This window comes from Bacteroides intestinalis DSM 17393, from assembly GCF_000172175.1.
GTDB lineage: Bacteria > Bacteroidota > Bacteroidia > Bacteroidales > Bacteroidaceae > Bacteroides > Bacteroides intestinalis.
This window is the reverse complement of the sequence record NZ_ABJL02000007.1, coordinates 1,171,665-1,189,773: the sequence shown is the minus strand read 5'-3', so window position 1 is coordinate 1,189,773 and position 18,109 is coordinate 1,171,665. Positions and strand designations below refer to the sequence as shown.

Annotated in this window: 25 protein-coding genes; 1 reads left to right on the top strand and 24 read right to left on the bottom strand. The window is 41.3% G+C overall.

Annotated features, from left to right (window positions below; translation table 11 throughout):
- Window positions 1–13: 13 nt before the first annotated feature.
- The 4 genes from hutI to BACINT_RS08355 all read right to left on the bottom strand — a co-directional run bounded on the left by hutI (window position 14) and on the right by BACINT_RS08355 (window position 5,022).
- Window positions 14–1,267: an imidazolonepropionase gene (hutI, locus tag BACINT_RS08370; RefSeq protein WP_007662189.1), complete on the bottom strand. Its 1,254-nt coding sequence runs from the start codon at window positions 1,265–1,267 to the stop codon at window positions 14–16.
- Window positions 1,268–1,311: 44 nt separating this feature from the next.
- A complete protein-coding gene (ftcD, locus tag BACINT_RS08365; protein WP_007662187.1) occupies window positions 1,312–2,211 on the bottom strand; it encodes a glutamate formimidoyltransferase in 900 nt (299 codons plus the stop codon).
- A 94-nt stretch (window positions 2,212–2,305) separates the two neighbouring features.
- Window positions 2,306–4,282, bottom strand: coding sequence for a urocanate hydratase (locus BACINT_RS08360; protein ID WP_007662185.1), 1,977 nt, complete (start codon window positions 4,280–4,282; stop codon window positions 2,306–2,308).
- Window positions 4,283–4,395: 113 nt separating this feature from the next.
- A complete protein-coding gene (locus BACINT_RS08355; RefSeq protein WP_007662182.1) occupies window positions 4,396–5,022 on the bottom strand; it encodes a DUF6563 family protein in 627 nt (208 codons plus the stop codon).
- 650 nt (window positions 5,023–5,672) lie between these two features.
- On the opposite strand from BACINT_RS08355, the gene BACINT_RS08350 reads away from it, so the two are divergent.
- Window positions 5,673–7,484 carry a MutS family DNA mismatch repair protein gene (locus tag BACINT_RS08350; RefSeq protein WP_007662180.1) on the top strand — a complete coding sequence of 604 codons (1,812 nt, stop codon included), beginning with the start codon at window positions 5,673–5,675 and terminating at the stop codon, window positions 7,482–7,484.
- Between the two features lie 39 nt (window positions 7,485–7,523).
- Here the strand turns inward: BACINT_RS08350 and BACINT_RS08345 are convergent, their stop codons facing one another.
- The 20 genes from BACINT_RS08345 to rplX form a co-directional block, all read right to left on the bottom strand.
- The gene (locus tag BACINT_RS08345) at window positions 7,524–8,063 is read right to left on the bottom strand and encodes a hypothetical protein (protein WP_007662178.1); all 540 of its coding nucleotides are present in this window, start codon (window positions 8,061–8,063) and stop codon (window positions 7,524–7,526) included.
- A gap of 109 nt (window positions 8,064–8,172) precedes the next feature.
- Window positions 8,173–8,607 (bottom strand): hypothetical protein, encoded by a 435-nt coding sequence (locus BACINT_RS08340; RefSeq protein ID WP_007662177.1) that lies wholly within the window; start codon window positions 8,605–8,607, stop codon window positions 8,173–8,175.
- Window positions 8,608–8,779: 172 nt separating this feature from the next.
- The gene (gene rplQ, locus BACINT_RS08335) at window positions 8,780–9,274 is read right to left on the bottom strand and encodes a 50S ribosomal protein L17 (protein ID WP_007662173.1); all 495 of its coding nucleotides are present in this window, start codon (window positions 9,272–9,274) and stop codon (window positions 8,780–8,782) included.
- A gap of 3 nt (window positions 9,275–9,277) precedes the next feature.
- On the bottom strand, window positions 9,278–10,270 hold the full coding sequence (locus BACINT_RS08330; RefSeq protein ID WP_007212090.1) for a DNA-directed RNA polymerase subunit alpha: 993 nt from the start codon (window positions 10,268–10,270) through the stop codon (window positions 9,278–9,280).
- A gap of 13 nt (window positions 10,271–10,283) precedes the next feature.
- Window positions 10,284–10,889 (bottom strand): 30S ribosomal protein S4, encoded by a 606-nt coding sequence (rpsD, locus tag BACINT_RS08325; RefSeq protein ID WP_007212089.1) that lies wholly within the window; start codon window positions 10,887–10,889, stop codon window positions 10,284–10,286.
- A gap of 117 nt (window positions 10,890–11,006) precedes the next feature.
- Window positions 11,007–11,396: a 30S ribosomal protein S11 gene (gene rpsK / locus BACINT_RS08320; RefSeq protein ID WP_005675443.1), complete on the bottom strand. Its 390-nt coding sequence runs from the start codon at window positions 11,394–11,396 to the stop codon at window positions 11,007–11,009.
- A gap of 11 nt (window positions 11,397–11,407) precedes the next feature.
- Window positions 11,408–11,788 (bottom strand): 30S ribosomal protein S13, encoded by a 381-nt coding sequence (gene rpsM, locus BACINT_RS08315; RefSeq protein ID WP_007212087.1) that lies wholly within the window; start codon window positions 11,786–11,788, stop codon window positions 11,408–11,410.
- A 34-nt stretch (window positions 11,789–11,822) separates the two neighbouring features.
- Window positions 11,823–11,939 carry a type B 50S ribosomal protein L36 gene (gene ykgO / locus BACINT_RS23615; protein ID WP_002558051.1) on the bottom strand — a complete coding sequence of 39 codons (117 nt, stop codon included), beginning with the start codon at window positions 11,937–11,939 and terminating at the stop codon, window positions 11,823–11,825.
- Window positions 11,940–11,948: 9 nt separating this feature from the next.
- Complete coding sequence (infA, locus tag BACINT_RS08310; protein ID WP_002558052.1) at window positions 11,949–12,167, bottom strand: translation initiation factor IF-1; 219 nt, start codon at window positions 12,165–12,167, stop codon at window positions 11,949–11,951.
- Window positions 12,168–12,176: 9 nt separating this feature from the next.
- On the bottom strand, window positions 12,177–12,974 hold the full coding sequence (map, locus tag BACINT_RS08305) for a type I methionyl aminopeptidase (RefSeq protein WP_007662171.1): 798 nt from the start codon (window positions 12,972–12,974) through the stop codon (window positions 12,177–12,179).
- 11 nt (window positions 12,975–12,985) lie between these two features.
- Window positions 12,986–14,326, bottom strand: coding sequence for a preprotein translocase subunit SecY (secY, locus tag BACINT_RS08300; protein ID WP_007662169.1), 1,341 nt, complete (start codon window positions 14,324–14,326; stop codon window positions 12,986–12,988).
- Window positions 14,327–14,330: 4 nt separating this feature from the next.
- Window positions 14,331–14,777 (bottom strand): 50S ribosomal protein L15, encoded by a 447-nt coding sequence (rplO, locus tag BACINT_RS08295; RefSeq protein WP_007662167.1) that lies wholly within the window; start codon window positions 14,775–14,777, stop codon window positions 14,331–14,333.
- Between the two features lie 30 nt (window positions 14,778–14,807).
- A complete protein-coding gene (rpmD, locus tag BACINT_RS08290; RefSeq protein ID WP_007662165.1) occupies window positions 14,808–14,984 on the bottom strand; it encodes a 50S ribosomal protein L30 in 177 nt (58 codons plus the stop codon).
- 9 nt (window positions 14,985–14,993) lie between these two features.
- A complete protein-coding gene (gene rpsE, locus BACINT_RS08285) occupies window positions 14,994–15,509 on the bottom strand; it encodes a 30S ribosomal protein S5 (protein WP_007662163.1) in 516 nt (171 codons plus the stop codon).
- Window positions 15,510–15,514: 5 nt separating this feature from the next.
- Window positions 15,515–15,859 (bottom strand): 50S ribosomal protein L18, encoded by a 345-nt coding sequence (gene rplR / locus BACINT_RS08280; protein ID WP_007662161.1) that lies wholly within the window; start codon window positions 15,857–15,859, stop codon window positions 15,515–15,517.
- Between the two features lie 21 nt (window positions 15,860–15,880).
- Window positions 15,881–16,450, bottom strand: coding sequence for a 50S ribosomal protein L6 (gene rplF / locus BACINT_RS08275; RefSeq protein ID WP_007662159.1), 570 nt, complete (start codon window positions 16,448–16,450; stop codon window positions 15,881–15,883).
- A 15-nt stretch (window positions 16,451–16,465) separates the two neighbouring features.
- The gene (rpsH, locus tag BACINT_RS08270; RefSeq protein WP_004291226.1) at window positions 16,466–16,861 is read right to left on the bottom strand and encodes a 30S ribosomal protein S8; all 396 of its coding nucleotides are present in this window, start codon (window positions 16,859–16,861) and stop codon (window positions 16,466–16,468) included.
- 53 nt (window positions 16,862–16,914) lie between these two features.
- A complete protein-coding gene (rpsN, locus tag BACINT_RS08265; RefSeq protein WP_007212079.1) occupies window positions 16,915–17,214 on the bottom strand; it encodes a 30S ribosomal protein S14 in 300 nt (99 codons plus the stop codon).
- Between the two features lie 4 nt (window positions 17,215–17,218).
- Entirely contained in the window at window positions 17,219–17,776 is a 558-nt protein-coding gene (gene rplE / locus BACINT_RS08260) for a 50S ribosomal protein L5 (protein WP_007662155.1), read from the bottom strand.
- Entirely contained in the window at window positions 17,776–18,108 is a 333-nt protein-coding gene (rplX, locus tag BACINT_RS08255) for a 50S ribosomal protein L24 (protein WP_007662153.1), read from the bottom strand. Before rplX ends, rplE begins: the two co-directional genes overlap by 1 nt.
- Between the last annotated feature and the right edge of the window lies 1 nt (window position 18,109).

The following is an 18,109-nucleotide window of genomic DNA, read 5'->3' as shown; positions in this document are numbered from 1 at the left end:
TTCTTTAAAGGTTTTACAATACAGGATAAATCACTCCTTCTTTAATGGTGGTATTTACACAATTCATACCGACATAATAAGGCAGGAAATGGTAATTATCGGAATTCAGCACTACAAAATCTCCTTTCTTGCCTACTTCGATGCTACCAATACTGTCCGCCCGGTTCAAGGCAGCAGCCCCGTTCAGGGTAAGGGCAGTGATAGCTTCTTCAATAGTAAGACGCATATAGATGCATGCCAAGGCAAAAGTCAACGGAATGGATCCGGAGAAACAACTGCCCGGATTGAGATCCGTGGCAAGGGCTACGGCACAACCGGAATCAATCATTTCACGGCCGCGTGCATAAGATTCTTTCAGGGCAAAAGCTGTAAGAGGAAGCAAAGTTGCAACAGTTCCGGCATCCCGCATTGCACGAATACCTGCATCAGATGCATGCAACAGATGATCCGCGGAAACAGCAGAAAGCTCGGCAGCCAGTTCGGCACCACCCAGCGGAACGATTTCATCGGCATGGAGTTTCAAGCCCAGACCATATTCCTTGGCAGCCTGCAACAGACGGCGGGATTGCTCGACAGAAAAAACGCCTTGTTCGCAGAAAACATCGCAAAACTCCGCCAGTTCGTCCTTGGCAACGCAAGGCAAGACGTCACCAATAATGAAATCGAGGTATTCGTCCGTGCGTCCCTTATATTCCTCGGGTACAGCGTGCGCCCCCAGAAAAGTGGATACAATATCCACCCGCTTATGCTCGTCGTTATTCAAGCTACGCATAACTTTAAGTTGCAGAAGTTCCGTTTCCTTATCCAGTCCGTAGCCGCTCTTGCCTTCTACGGTAGTAACCCCCATACTGCTCATTTGCTTCAAAAAACCTTCCGCTTTAGAGCGAAGTTGAATAAAACTACATTCGCGAGTGGCTTTCACAGTGCTTACAATGCCACCGCCACGCTCCATAATAGACATATAGCTTTCTCCTTTCAGCCGCCAGGAAAATTCTTCGGCACGTTCGCCACCAAATACAAAGTGGGTATGCGAATCTACGAAACCGGGCAACAGGCATTTGCCACGGGCATTGTAGTGCCAATAGCGTTGATAATATCCGTCACGCATCTCGCCCCGGGAAGGGCCGACATAGGAAATGATACCGTCGGTTACTTCTATTGTAGCATTATCAATGATGCACAGTTCCCCCATCTCTTTGCCGCAACGGGCGGAAAAGCCGATGGGGGTTACAACGCGGGCATTGAAAATTATCAGGTTCTCGGTCATACTAAAACTTTATTTGTGTAATCTGTATAAATTGGTGTCTTGCCTTATTCTTCCATAATCCTCGCCTCAAGCACTTGTTGCATAGAGAAATTCTCTAAACCAAGATAATAAGAAGCTGCATCAATGAGCGCCTCCATCGGAACAAGGCCGATAATCTCACTCCCCACAATGCTGACTCCATAACGGCATGCCTCCACACGGGTCAGTTCAAAAGCACGGTAAAGGGCAGTACGGGTATAGTCTGTCATATTGATGGAGACCTGAGTAATACCCCGGTCTTTCAACTCTACTCCCATTGCTTTGCAATAACGCAGGCCACCGCCGATGAAACGAATCTTCTTGGCAATATCATGTGCGATATCCAGGTTAGGTGTATTCAGGTTGATATTGTAGGCTACCAACGGCATACGGGCACCGATAGCAACGGTTCCGGCAGTGGCATGGCGTTCGGCAGGACCAAAGTCGGGCTGCCATTCGGGTAGCTTTATCTTTTCTGCCATACCTTCGAACTCACCTTTGCGCACAGCAGCAAGATTTTCGCGATGTGGAGCAGATGCAGATTTCTCATAGAGAAAAACAGGAAGATTATAGCGTTTGCCCACCTCTGCCCCTACTTCTTTGGAAAGGGCAATAGCTTCTTCCATCGTCACATTCTTAATGGGGATGAAGGGAACTACATCTACGGCACCCATACGGGGATGTTGCCCGGTGTGATGGTTAAGGTCAATAAGCTTTACAGCAATACCGATGGCTTCGAGCACGGCATCACGAAGGGGTTCCGGTTCGCCTACTACAGTTACCACCAGCCGGTTGTGGTCTTCGTCATTACTGTAGTCCAGGAGTTTTACACCTTGTTTACCACGGAAAGGGGATATAATTTGATCTATTTTCTGTAAATCACGTCCCTCACTGAAATTGGGGACACATTCGATGATTTTATTCATGATCTTTTTTTAATTAAGAATGAAGAATTACCTTGCGGTGCAACTCGCATAGCGCAGCTTAATTCTTCATTCTTCATTCATAATTCTTCATTTATTACACATATTTATTTACTAATTCGTCATCGGCCACATAGGGCATCGTGATATGATAACCATCGGCATGTGTCCGGTTAAACTCTTCACTCGTCTCCATAGCATGCCTATTGCGTGCCCATGAACGTCGGGCCACACCGCCCATCACGTCCCACAACATAGCCGAACGAAGTATCTCATCCACCCGCTCGCTACCATCGCATACCATACCGAAACCGCCATTTATAGCTTTTCCGATCCCCACACCACCACCATTGTGCAGTGCTACGAGACTCATTCCACGAGCACAGTTTCCGGCAAAACATTGTACGGCCATATCCGCCATGACATTGCTTCCATCTTTTATATTAGAAGTTTCTCGGAAAGGAGAGTCCGTACCGCTCACATCGTGATGATCGCGTCCCAACATAATAGGTCCCACCTCACCATTGCGCACCATTTCGTTGAACTTCAACGCTATCTTCATACGCCCCACCGCATCTTGATAAAGAATACGCGCCTGAGTACCTACCACAAGATTATTCTTCTCCGCATCGCGTATCCAATTATAGTTATCCAGATCTTGACCGCGACGGTTCGGATCAATGCATTCCATCGCCGCATGATCGGTCTTTATCAAATCTTCATGTTTACCACTGAGACATACCCAACGGAAGGGGCCGTAGCCGTAATCAAAAAGTTCCGGTCCCATAATATCTTCTACATAACTGGGGAATATAAACCCATTCTTATCGTCTTCTTCTTTGGCAATCTCACGAACTCCGGCATCATAAACAGCTTTCATAAAGGAGTTTCCATAATCGAAGAAATAGGTGCCCCGCCCTACAAGAGCCTTTATAGCCCGGAAGTGGCGTGCCAACGATTCATTCACCAGTCCACAGAATTTCTGTGGGTTTTCGTGCAACAGACTTGTACGTTCGGAGAAAGTAATTCCCACCGGACAATATCCGCCTTCGTAAACGGCATGGCAGGAAGTCTGGTCAGAAAGCAGGTCTATATGTATATTCCGGTCTACAGCATATTCCAGCAGGTCAACGATATTCCCATGATAAGCAATGGATATCGGTTTCTTGCCGTCCATCGCCTCATGCGCCAGCGAGAATGCTTCGGGAATAGAGTCCGTGACGTGCCCCACCCAACCTTGGCGATGCCGGGTTTCAATGCGTGACATATCCACCTCGGCTATGATGGAAGCTGCACCCGACATTTCTGCGGCCTTAGGCTGAGCACCGCTCATACCGCCCAAACCGGAAGATATAAACAGATGTCCGCGCAAATCACCGTTCTGAGGAATACCAAGTTTCATACGTCCGGCATTCAGCAGAGTATTGAAGGTGCCATGCACAATTCCCTGAGGACCAATGTACATCCAGCCTCCGGCAGTCATCTGTCCATAGTTGGCCACTCCCATTTGCATAGCCACGTGCCAATCCTTCTGGTTGTCGTAAAGACCTACCATCATGGCATTCGTAATAATCACGCGTGGTGCATCGGGCTTAGAACGGAACAATCCCAGTGGATGTCCACTTTCAATGACAAGTGTCTGATCTTGAGTCAGTACTTCAAGATATTGCTTAATGAGACGATACTGCATCCAGTTTTGACAGACCTGCCCCGTTTCGCCATAAGTGACGAGTTCATAAGGATAGAGAGCAATGTCGAAGCAGAGATTATTGTCAATCATCACCTGGAAAGCTTTACCTTCAATACAATTTCCTTTGTAGGCATCGATAGGCTTCGCCTTGAGGTCTCCTTGCGGACGATACCGGTAACCATAGATACGTCCGCGGGTACGAAGTTCTTCCATAAACTCCGGAGCGAGGGTCTCGTGTAATTCTTTTGGGATATAGCGCAATGCATTCTTTAACGCCGTGGCAGTTTGTGCGGGCGAAAGTGTGAAGCCACGGTCGGGAGCCCTCCGGATACCTTCTACGAAAGTTGGATAAGGGGGCAATGTGTTACTTAAGGTTATTTCCATAACATGCAGGATGAAAGGTTACAAAATGTCATCAGTTTACTTCCGTAAGCTGCCGCAATATAGAAATAAATCCCGATATCAACAAGTGATATCGGGATTTATTTATCATTTAGTCATTTTAAGCGTAGTAAGTATTTACCTGTAACTTCCGCGCTTTCACTGCTTTCCTGTAAGAAGGCATTCAGAAGTTCTGGCTCATTTTTTAGTAACTGCAACATTTTGTCTTTTCCTACAAACTCTACTTTACCCGTTTCCGGATTCAGTTCATAATAAACCCGCGCATTGACCAGCCCCGAAGCGGCAATGGCTGTACCTACATCTCCACCCAGTTTCGTAGCGTCGGCAGGCTGCGTGGTACTTGCCGCCACAGAACCTACAGGCTGTGCATAGAAATAAATTTTCCCCCGTATCCAAGTGGCAGGTGCATACCAGCCACCAAATCGGAAACGTTTATAACGCACTTTCTTACAGTTGACGTATAACGCCGAGTCAGCCCTCACCGCATAACAACGGGATTTCAAATATCGGCAAAGACCGGGATTGTCATCTACCGAGACGCGATAGTCAGCACCTCCCATCAGTAAAATCTGATTCTTGGAGCGCTTCTCTATCTTCAATGTGGAGAGTGTGTCGCCACGATCTTCCACCAGTTCCTTCAAATTGGCATATATCACTTGCTGGGCACTCCCATGCAAAGCAACCAATAATCTGAATATGCCTAATAACCACCACCTTTTCATACCCCAAGCTTTTCTTTCTAAAACAGTTTTATCTGAGCGAAAGTTACATTATTTATCCAAGAAGAGCAAATTATTGAAAAGAAAAATGCAATTACGGCAGATTTATGTTCATGCATATTTATACTTTGAGCTTATCTCTGTGTCATGCTGCCAAGTAGTAACTCTGTTTACCCCTCACAGTAACTCCATTTACATGCCGGAGTAAAAGCCGTTACATACCGTGGTAAAGAGCGTTACAATAAGGGGTAAAGGTCGTTACATACGGCGGTAAATGCTTTTACATCTTGCAGTAAATGCTTGGTAAATGCTATCTATTGATAATCAACAGACTAATCGGATTTCTTTTCTGATTTAGTTAAACGCTTTTTCTGTTTATAAACGATATCAGTAGAGGCTTCTTTAGATTGCATCCCTCTCTTTATTGCTACTTGTAGAAATATGTTTTCTTCTGCTGCATTTTCTTTTGTATTCCTTCCCCATATACGCCATGGCAGGTTAATAAGTTACTTAAATACCAATAAATTTGCCCTTACTGCCTTAAACCGAATGCAAAATATGGTACCAAGTTCTCAATTAAGACAAGAGAAAGCACATGAAGCATTTGGTTATAAAGCAGGCTTATTTTACCTTTGCGGCAAAGAGACAATAGAATGGACACAATCAATGAAATAACCGCCACTTACCAGCACATTGCTGAAGAAGGACGTTCGGAGCTAAATAAAGTACAAAACAAGATTTACCGCATAGGCTCACTGCGATTATTGCTATTTGTTGCAGGAATTGCGGGAGTTATATATTTCTGGTCTTCAGGCTGGATAGTATTAACGGGGATCATTGCTGTTACACTTCTGCCTTTTATCCTGTTGATAAAGTATCATAACCGGCTGTTTCACCGAAAAGATTATCTGGAAAAAAAGATTGCAATCAATGAGCAAGAACTTTCAGCGCTGAATTATGACACATCCTCTTTTGAAGATGGAGCAGAATTTATCGATCCGGCACACCTGTACAGTTATGACCTGGATGTATTTGGTCCACATTCCCTTTTTCAGTATATAAACCGCACCTGCACACAACTTGGAAAGAGTTTGTTAGCCAATTGGCTGGGCACGCATCTGGAAAATAAGAAAGAAATAGAATCCCGACAGGAAGCCATCCGCGAACTGGCACCGGAATTGAACTTCCGACAAGAATTCCGTATTCTGGGACTGCTCTATAAAGGAAAAGCTGCTGATGAAGATGAATTAAAGGCATGGGCTAAGAGTCCCAGTGTCTTCCGAAAAAATATTTTCTTCCGCATGCTACCGCTATTGGCAGGCGGAATAAATATCTTATGTATAGCATTGGCTATCGCAGGCATTATTCCGCTCACTGTTTTCGGTATTCTATGGTTATGCTTTGTTTTTGCCAGTTTCTGCTTCACCGGTAAAATTACCAAAATGCAGGCTGTCTATGGTAAGAAGCTACAAATATTGGCAACGTATGCCAACCTGCTCCGGCTTATGGAAAACCAACCCATGAAAAGTCCGATATTGAAGGAAGTGAGAGAGTGGATCGGTGATGGGAAGCAAACAGCCTCTCACTCTATCCAGCGTCTAAGCAAGCTTATGAACGAACTCGATCAGCGAAACAACGCCTACATATATGCCACCCTCAACGGATTATTTTTCTGGGAAATCCGTCAAATCATACGTATCGAAGGCTGGAAAGAGCAATATGCTTCTGAACTACCACGTTGGCTGACAGCTATTGCCCACATGGATGCTCTGTGTTCACTGGCCACATTCGCTTATAATCATCCGGATTATTCCTACCCTACTATCACCACCCGCTCTTTCAGTCTCCGTGCCACATCTATGGGACATCCACTGATGAACCGCGACAAATGTGTACACAATGACATTGATATAGAAAAGCGTCCTTTCTTCATTATTATCACCGGAGCAAATATGGCAGGTAAAAGTACGTATCTTCGTACTGTAGGCATCAATTATCTGCTGGCTTGCATCGGTACTCCCGTTTGCGCCCGGAGTATGGAACTGTATCCTGTTCAGCTCATCACCAGTCTGCGCACCAGCGATTCCCTGAATGATAATGAATCCTACTTCTTTGCAGAACTGAAACGTCTGAAACTTATCATCGACAAACTGCAAGCCGGTGAAGAGCTTTTTATCATCCTTGATGAGATTCTAAAAGGAACCAACTCCATGGATAAACAGAAAGGTTCGCTTGCCCTTATCAAACAATTCATGACTTTACAGGCAAATGGCATCATCGCTACTCACGACCTGATGCTCGGCACGCTTGCCGACATTTATCCTGATGACATCCGTAATTACCGATTCGAAGCCGACATCGCAGGTAATGAACTGACCTTTTCTTATCGTCTGCGCGAAGGAGTAGCTCAGAATATGAATGCCTGTTTCCTGATGAAAAAAATGGGGATAGCCGTTACCGACTGATCCCCATAACTTTAAAGTTAAGTCCAGAAACCCTGAGGGTTAGTTCACTTTACACTTCGCCAAGAAAGCCGATATGCTTGCTGCGTCGTTCCCTGTATAATAATGTACAGAGGTTACCGGAGTGTATGTATAAGGCACAAACTGGAACAACTGAACGGCTGCAAATTTATTATCTTGAGAAAGTATAACATCCAAACGTACATTACCGCTTCCTTCACTCTTTACACCACCTTCAGTAGAAAGCTGACCTTTTTCAATCATCTCTTTCAACTTGCCCATGTGCTTCAAATCGAAGAATATACTCCGTTCTTTAGTAACACTTCCTGTCGGAATATATACCACTTCTTTAGATTTCCAGAACAAACGAAAGATTCCTAAAAGGAAAAATGCAGTGCCCAAGACCATCAACAACATACTTAATGTAGATGAGCGGTCAGTAATTTCAAAAGTAGATGCGAATACAAGAACTCCTAACAGTAGCATTGCCACTGAAAAAATAAGTCCTGAAACACTTGTGCGTTTTGCGATATCGGGGTGTGTAGACGCAAAAATAGTTGCGTCAATTGCTTGAGTTGCCATAATTTAAATCGTTTAAAATGAATAAAAGTATAACTGATAAAACATACAAATAATCACCTCGTACAGTCTATGACCACATAAGGCAAAAAATCTGAATTCATTCAAACGTCTAAATGATAATTCGCCTGAGCGTAAATACATAATATTCACACGCAGGATGGCAACGATAGGAGGTGCTGGTATCATACAACTTCGAGCGATGCAACGATAATGCACCGTCACGATGAGCCAGCCGCTCTATCATATCTTTTAATGAAAGGATATACTCTGTTGTATACGAGCGCTGTGCACGTGAAAACGTAAGCAACTGAATAGTTCCAGCAGAACTTGCAAGTTCTGCATCTGACAAGTATGGCAATTGCGGAGCTGGAATATAGCTTCCCTGCCGAACATCATTTCGCTGTGCATTTCCTTCTTCTCCTAAACCAGTCTGAGCAGCAATAGTTATTTCATCTACCGTCTGTACGGTAAATGCATCACTCACACTTCCACAAAAGGCAGCTGCAAGGATCAGGAATAATATCACTTTTAGAAACTTTGCCATATCTATTTGCAAAGATAACAGTTTGTTTCATTTAATTGTTTAATAGTAGAACCTTTTAATGAATGTTTAGGAAAGATATATCTTCTTTCCTCCCCAAATATCCGAATGCTGAGTAACAAAAAAGCCGCCCCTTTCACAAGAGACGGCTTTTATATTGAAAAGAATAGTTGATTTATTCAGCTTTAGCTTCTTCTGCTTTTGCTTCCTCAACTGCTGGTGCTTCTGCCGGAGCAGCAGCCTCAGTAGCAGTTTTCTTAGAACGGCGGGTACGAGTAGCTTTCTTAGCAACCTTTTCCTTAGCCATGTTCTCATTGTAGTCAACGAGTTCAATAAAGCACATTTCAGCGTTATCACCCAAACGGTGTCCTGTCTTGATGATACGAGTATAACCACCCGGACGGTCGGCAATCTTCACAGAGATTTCCTTGAACAGTTCCGTTACAACTTGCTTGTCTTGCAGGTTGCTGAATACAACACGACGAGAGTTGGTCGTGTCATCCTTTGACTTCGTGATCAAAGGCTCAACAAACTTCTTCAGAGCTTTAGCCTTTGCAACGGTCGTAGTGATTCTTTTGTGCTTAATCAAAGAACATGCCATGTTAGACAACATAGCGTTTCTGTGAGAAGCAGTACGACCTAAATGGTTGAATTTCTTATTATGTCTCATTTTTTATTCTTTATCTAATTTATATTTAGAAATATCGGTTCCAAACGAAAGATTCAGACTTTCCAGCAAATCATCAAGCTCGGTAAGCGATTTCTTTCCGAAGTTTCTGAATTTCAGCAAATCCGTCTTGTTGAATTGTACCAAATCGCCTAATGTTTCTACATCGGCAGCCTTCAAGCAGTTGAGAGCACGAACCGATAAGTCCATATCAACAAGTTTGGTTTTCAACAATTGGCGCATGTGCAATACTTCTTCATCAAATTCTTCATTGCCATCCACATCATTACTTTCCAATGTAATCTTCTCATCAGAGAAGAGCATGAAGTGATAAATCAGAATCTTTGCAGCTTCTTTCAGCGCTTCCTTCGGATGAATAGAACCGTCGGTAGTAATCTCAAGTACCAATTTGTCGTAGTCCGTCTTTTGTTCAACACGGAACGGTTCAATCTGATACTTCACATTACGTATCGGTGTATAAATGGAATCGATAGGAATTACGTTAACATCCGTGCAATATTCGCGGTTTTCATCAGCCGGAACATATCCACGACCTTTGTTAATCGTAATATCGATTTGCATAGTTGCTTTAGAATCTAAATGACAAATAACTAATTCAGGATTTAACACTTCAAATCCAGTCAAATACTTACCTATGTCACCTGCTTTAAATTCACTAGAATTTTCGATTGTAATACTTACTTTCTCACTTTCGAATTCTTCAACTACTTGCTTGAATCTCACCTGTTTCAGATTCAAGATAATGTTAGTAACATCCTCTTTAACTCCCGGTACGCTAGAGAACTCATGCTCAACACCATCTATTTTGATAGTAGTGATAGCAAAACCCTCTAATGACGAAAGCAGGATGCGGCGTAGTGCATTACCAACGGTAATACCAAAACCGGGCTCCAACGGACGAAATTCGAATTTACCGAATCTAGAATCCGCTTCCAACATTAATACTTTATCAGGTTTTTGAAATGCTAATATCGCCATGAAATTAATTATTTTATTTAGAATACAATTCTACGATCAAATGCTCTTTAATGTTTTCAGGAATGTCCGCTCTTTCAGGTACATGCAGTAATTTACCAACCTTAGAGTTATCATCCCATTCCAACCAAGGATATTTGCTGTGATTAAATCCAGCCAGTGAATTAGCAATTACTTCCAAAGATTTAGATCTTTCACGAACGCCAATTACCTGACCCGGTTTTACTGCAAATGAAGGGATATTTACCACTTCACCATCCACAGTGATATGCTTGTGACCCACCAACTGACGAGCAGCTGCACGAGTAGGAGCAATACCTAAACGGAATACAATATTATCAAGACGACCTTCTAGCAACTGAAGCAGAATTTCACCGGTAATGCCTTTAGCTGTTTCTGCTTTTTCAAACAGGTTGCGGAATTGTTTTTCTAAAACTCCATAGGTGTATTTGGCTTTCTGTTTCTCGCGAAGTTGAACACCATATTCAGAAGTTTTTCTCTTTCTAGAATTGCCATGCTGTCCGGGAGGATAATTTTTCTTAGACAAAACTTTATCTGCTCCGAAGATACCTTCACCGAATTTACGGGCTATTCTTGATTTTGGTCCAGTATATCTAGCCATTTCTTTTAAATTTTAATTGTTTTATTCATGAACTCAATTTGTTGCAGCCGCGATTACAGAGAGAAATTAATGTAATCCAAATAACAAAATCAAGATCATTTTTATTAAAGGTAAATCTTAAACTCTACGTCTTTTCGGAGGACGACAACCATTATGTGGAAGTGGAGTTACGTCAATGATTTCAGTAACTTCAATACCTGCACCATGGATAGTTCTAATAGCAGACTCACGTCCGTTACCCGGACCCTTCACATATGCTTTTACCTTTCTCAGGCCAAGATCAAATGCAACTTTTGCACAATCTTGGGCAGCCATTTGCGCTGCATAAGGAGTGTTCTTCTTAGAACCTCTAAATCCCATTTTACCGGCAGATGACCAAGAAATGATCTGCCCTTCACTGTTTGCGAGAGAAACAATAATATTGTTGAAAGATGAATGAACATGCAACTGTCCATTAGCGTCAACTTTCACATTTCTCTTCTTTGCTGCAACTGTTTTTTTTGCCATATCAACAATTATTATTTAGTAGCTTTTTTCTTATTTGCAACGGTTTTCTTTCTACCTTTACGAGTACGAGCGTTATTCTTAGTGCTCTGACCTCTCACTGGTAAACCGATACGATGACGTACACCACGGTAGCAACCAATATCCATCAAACGTTTGATATTCAATTGAACTTCCGAACGAAGGTCACCTTCTACTTTAAATTCTGCACCAATGATCTCACGAATCTTGGCAGCTTGATCGTCCGTCCAGTCTTTCACCTTCAGGTCTTTATCTACACCAGCTTTATCCAAAATCTTTGCTGAACTACTACGACCTATTCCATAGATATAGGTCAACGCAACTTCACCTCTCTTATTCTGAGGCAAATCGACACCAACTATTCTTATAGCCATATACTAAATTATTTTTTTTGCAAAAATAATAATATTATCCTTGACGTTGTTTATACTTAGGATTTTTCTTGTTAATAACATACAAACGGCCATTGCGTCTAACGATCTTACATTCTGGCGTACGTTTCTTTAAAGATGCTCTTACTTTCATATCTTAATTTTATTTATATCTAAATACAATTCTTCCTTTCGATAAATCGTAAGGAGACATTTCGACTCTTACTTTATCACCCGGCAGGATTTTAATGTAATGCATTCGCATCTTACCGGAAATATGTGCAGTAATCTCATGTCCGTTTTCTAATTCAACACGAAACATTGCATTAGACAATGCTTCAACAATAACTCCATCTTGTTCTATTGCAGATTGCTTAGCCATATTAATTTTTTAAATTGCTTTATCTCCTAATACTTCTTCTATGAACTCAAACGATGATAGGATATCAGCTTTACCAGCTCCAACAGCCACTGTATGCTCAAAATGAGCTGCATACTTCCGATCCTTTGTTCTCACCGTCCAACCATCACGCTCCATTACTATCTGACGACTACCTTGCGTAATCATCGGTTCTATAGCAATACAAAGACCTCTCTTCAGCATAGTTCCATAACCACGTTTTCCATAATTAGGAACCTGAGGGTCTTCGTGCATTTCCTTGCCAATGCCATGACCAACAAACTCACGCACTACACCGAATGAATTGGACTCACAATGTTCTTGTATTGAATATCCGATATCACCCAACCGTTTTCCTTGAACGGCATTTTCTATTCCGATGTATAATGCCTCTTTAGTAACTTTCAGTAATTTGCGAACTTCCTCATCTACTTCTCCTACACAAAATGTATAGGCAGAATCACCACAAAATCCATTCATATAAGTACCACAATCAACTGACACAATATCACCTTCTTTCAGTACTATATCTCCAGGAATACCATGCACTACCTGTTCATTTACCGATGTACATAGCGAAGCTGGAAATGGATCACCATATTGATTTGGAAAACCTTTAAAAGTAGGAACAGCACCATGATCTCTGATAAACTCTTCCGCTACTTTATCCAGTTCCCCTGTAGTAACTCCAGGCTTTACTAGCTTTGCAACTTCAGCCAATGTCCTCCCGACAAGCAAATTACTCTCACGGAGCAGCTCTATTTCATCTTCCGTTTTAAGAAATATCATCTTATAAAAGATTAATATGCAGCTACGTTACTACGTCCTTTAATACGCCCAGACTTCAACAAACCGTCATAGTGTCTCATCAACAAGTGACTTTCAATCTGCTGGAGTGTATCAAGAACTACACCTACAAGAATTAACAGAGATGTACCGCCGAAGAATTGAGCAAATTCAGCTTTCACACCAAAAACACCAGCAAACGCAGGCATAATAGCTACCAAAGCCAAAAAGAAAGAACCAGGCAATGTTATACGAGACATAATGTCATCAATATATTCTGCAGTCTTCTTTCCCGGTTTGATACCTGGAATGAAACCATTATTTCTCTTCATATCCTCAGCCATCTGAGTCGGGTTAATCGTAATTGCAGTATAGAAATACGTAAATAGTATAATCATTATTGCAAATACGAAATTATACCAGAAGCTTGTATGATCAGTAAATGCACGCACAAAACCGCTCACATGATCTACATTTGAAAAACCAATAAAGGTAATAGGAATAAACATGATTGCTTGAGCAAAAATGATAGGCATTACACCTGCAGCATTTACCTTCAACGGAATATACTGTCTGGCACCACCATATTGCTTGTTACCAACAATTCTTTTAGCATATTGTACAGGAATTTTTCTTGTACCTTGTACTAACAAGATTGCGGCAGCAATCACCAGTAATAAGAATACGATTTCAATTAAGAACATAATCAAACCACCTGTCTTATCAGTCATACGGGAAATCAATTCCTGAAATAAAGACTGAGGCAAACGAGCGATAATACCGATTAAGATGATAAATGAAATACCATTACCAATACCCTTATCAGTGATTCTCTCACCAAGCCACAAAATAAACATACTACCAGCTGCCAAGATAATGGTAGAGGTAACCATGAACAGAGTCCAATCTAATGAAGCATTTAAGGAAGGACCGGCCTGCATTTTAAGATTGAGCAAATAAGAAGGAGCCTGAACTAATAAAATAATAATCGTCAAATAACGAGTATACTGGTTCATTTTTCTTCTACCACTCTCACCTTCACGTTGAAGTTTCTGGAAATACGGAACCGCAATCCCCAACAACTGAATAACGATTGAAGCAGAGATATAAGGCATAATTCCTAATGCAAAAATAGATGCATTAGAGAATGCTCCTCCCGAAAACATGTTTAATAAGGCTAAGAGGCCCTCGCTTGTTTGTTGATGCAATTGTGTTAGCATAGCCGGATTAATACCGGGCAGCACAACGTACGAACCAAAACGGTAGATTGCCACAAACAATATGGTAATGAGGATCCGTTGTCTCAGATCCTCAATTTTCCATATATTCTTTAATGTTTCAATAGCTTTTCTCATTGAATTAGAGTTTTACTACACTTCCACCAGCAGCTTCAATGGCAGCAACAGCAGTCTTAGAGAATGCATGAGCTTGCACATCCAACTTTGTAGTCAAAGTTCCATTACCTAATACTTTTACCAACTGATTTGAAGAAATAAAGCCAGCAGCGATAAAATCATTAATACCAACTGTCTCCAACTTTTTAGCTTCAGCAAGTTTCTGAATTGTATCCAAGTTGATAGCTTTATACTCTACACGATTAATGTTCTTAAAACCGAATTTAGGAACACGACGTTGGAGAGGCATCTGGCCACCTTCAAAACCTATTTTCTTAGAATAACCAGATCTTGATTTAGCTCCCTTATGACCTCTGGTAGAAGTACCTCCCAAGCCAGAACCTGGACCACGTCCAATTCTCTTTCTTGTTTTAGTAGATCCTTCAGCAGGTTTTAAATTACTTAAGTTCATATTGTAATTCGTTTTATATTCAACAAATAATTACTTAACAATGGTAACCAAGTGTTTAACCTTATCCACCATTCCAAGAATTGAAGGAGTACACTCGTGTTCAACCACACGATTCAACTTACGAAGTCCCAGTGCATCGAGAGTTCTTTTCTGATCAGCCGGAGCACCAATTCTACTTTTAATTTGTTTAACCTTTATAGTCGACATATTTCCTCCTTATCCTCTAAATACTTTTTCAATACTAATACCTCTGTTTTGAGCAACCATACGTGCGTCACGCATTTCACCCAACGCCAAGATAGTAGCTTTCACCAAGTTGTGCGGGTTGGAAGATCCTTTTGACTTAGCCAAAACATCCGTAATACCAACACTTTCAAGTACTGCACGCATTGCACCACCTGCAACTACACCTGTACCATGAGAAGCAGGTTTGATGAACACTTCTGCACCACCAAACTTAGCAGTCTGTTCGTGAGGAACAGTACCTTTCAGAACAGGCACCTTTGTCAGATTCTTCTTAGCAGATTCAACACCTTTAGCAATAGCTGCGGTTACTTCACCTGCTTTACCAAGACCCCAACCGATGATACCTTCTTCATTACCTACAACCACAATTGCAGAGAAACTAAAAGTTCTACCACCTTTGGTTACTTTGGTTACACGATTAATAGCAACCAAACGGTCTTTCAGTTCTATATCGTTTGTAATCTTAACTCTATTATTAATTGCCATAATGATTAAAATTTAAGTCCACCGTTACGAGCAGCATCAGCCACTTCTTTTACTCTCCCATGATACAAGTAACCATTACGGTCGAAAACAACAGTAGTAATACCTGCTTCCTGAGCTTTCTTAGCGATCAACTCTCCAACCTTTGCAGCTTGTTCTTTCTTTGGTAACTTTTCAGTCATACCTAAAGAAGATGCAGCAGCCAAAGTCTTACCTCCCAAATCGTCGATAAGCTGAACGTAGATCTGCTTATTACTTCTAAATACACTCATACGCGGACGTTCAGCAGTACCTGAAATTTTGTTGCGTACTCTATATTTGATCTTAATTCGTCTTTCTATTTTTGTTGTCATAACATTCTAATTTTATGTAAATTACTTAGCGCCGGCAGATTTACCAGACTTTCTACGAATTTCTTCACCAACAAACTTAATACCTTTACCTTTATATGGTTCGGGCTTACGGAAAGAACGTATCTTAGAGCAAACTTGACCCAGCAATTGTTTATCGCAAGACTCTAAAATAATAAGTGGATTCTTATTTCTTTCAGATTTTGTCTCTACTTTAACTTCAGGAGGCAACTGTATAAAGATATTGTGCGTATAACCCAAAGACAATTCAATGATATTACCTTGGTTAGAAGCACGGTAACCTACACCTACAAGCTCCAATTCTTTTTTATATCCTTCAGAGACACCAACTACCATGTTGTGTACCAAAGAACGGTACAAGCCATGGAATGCATGCTTTTGTTTGGGATTATCCAACATTGCATTTTCATTTTCGCTCAAAGTCAGATGACCATCTTCGATGGCAACATTGATAGCAGGATCTACATATTGGCTAAGTTCGCCTTTGGGTCCCTTCACGGTAACCACATTTTCTTTCAGAGTAACTGTTACTCCAGCGGGAATACTAATGGGTAATTTTCCTATTCTTGACATTGCTAATTCCTCCTATTAATATACATAACACAAAACTTCACCACCGATTTTCAGTTCAGCGGCTTCTTTGTTGGTCATTACACCTTTGGAAGTAGATATTATAGCAATACCCAAACCATTAATAACTCGCGGCATGTCCTTATAACCGGTATACTGACGCAAACCCGGAGAAGAAATTCTTTCCAGTTTCTTAATTGCGTTTACTTTGTTAACCGGATCATACTTCAAGGCTACCTTAATTGTACCTTGAGGACCATCTTCTACAAACTTATAATTAAGGATGTAGCCTTTCTCAAAAAGAATCTTAGTGATTTCTTTTTTCAAATTTGAAGCGGGAACTTCTACTACTCTGTGCTTTGCTTGAATAGCGTTCCGCAACCTCGTCAAATAATCTGCTATTGGATCAGTCATATAATAAAAAATTAAATTAATCAGGCCTACCCTGACAATATTTAAAACAAAAATTACCAGCTTGCTTTCTTAATACCGGGAATAAGACCGTTAGAAGCCATCTCACGGAATTGAATTCTGGAGATACCGAATTGACGGATATATCCTTTAGGACGACCAGTCAATTTACAACGGTTATGCATACGAATCGGATTAGAATTCTTAGGCAGTTCCTGTAATTTCTGTGCAGCTTCAAAAGCTTCAGCAGGATCACCTGTTCTAACGATTTGTTTCAATGCAGCTCTCTTCTCGGCATATTTGGCTACTAATTTAGCACGTCTTACTTCACGTGCCTTCATTGATTCCTTTGCCATATTATCAATCTTTTTTAGCGTTTTTAAACGGTAAACCGAATTCTTTCAACAAGGCATAACCTTCTTCATCTGTTTGTGCAGAGGTTACAAAGGTAATATTCATTCCGAGAATTCTGGTAATACTATCGATATTAATTTCAGGGAAAATGATTTGTTCCTGAATACCAAGAGTATAGTTACCCTTTCCATCAAACTTACTTTCAATACCCTTGAAGTCACGGATACGAGGAAGAGCTACACGAACCAATTTTTCAAGAAATTCGTACATTCTCTCACGACGCAAAGTTACCATAACACCAATAGGCATTTTTTTACGCAACTTAAAGTTAGCGATATCTTTACGAGAAATGGTTGCTACAGCTTTCTGACCTGTGATAGCAGTCATTTCATTAATTGCCACTTCGATAATCTTCTTATCAGCAACAGCCATACCCAAACCCTGATTGATAACAATCTTCTTAAGTACGGGTACCTGCATTGCAGAAGAATACTGGAACTGTGATTTCAATGCAGGCGCAATACGCTCTACATATTCTTTCTTAAGGCTTGCAGTATTACTCATTACTTAATCTCCTCTCCTGATTTTTTAGAAACACGTGCAATAGTCTTCTTACCATTTTCATCAATAGTTACTTTACGACTGATACGCGTGGCTTTACCCGTTTTAGGATCTACGGGATTCAAGTTAGACAAATGGATAGAAGCTTCCTGCTTCACAATACCACCCTGGGGGTTCTTTGCATTAGGCTTAGTGCTCTTGGACACCATGTTGATACCTTCAACAATTGCACGATTTTTATCAACAAGAACCTTCAACACACGACCAGTTTTGCCTTTGTCTTCACCAGCATTTACGTAAACTGTATCGCCTTTTTTAATATGTAATTTACTCATT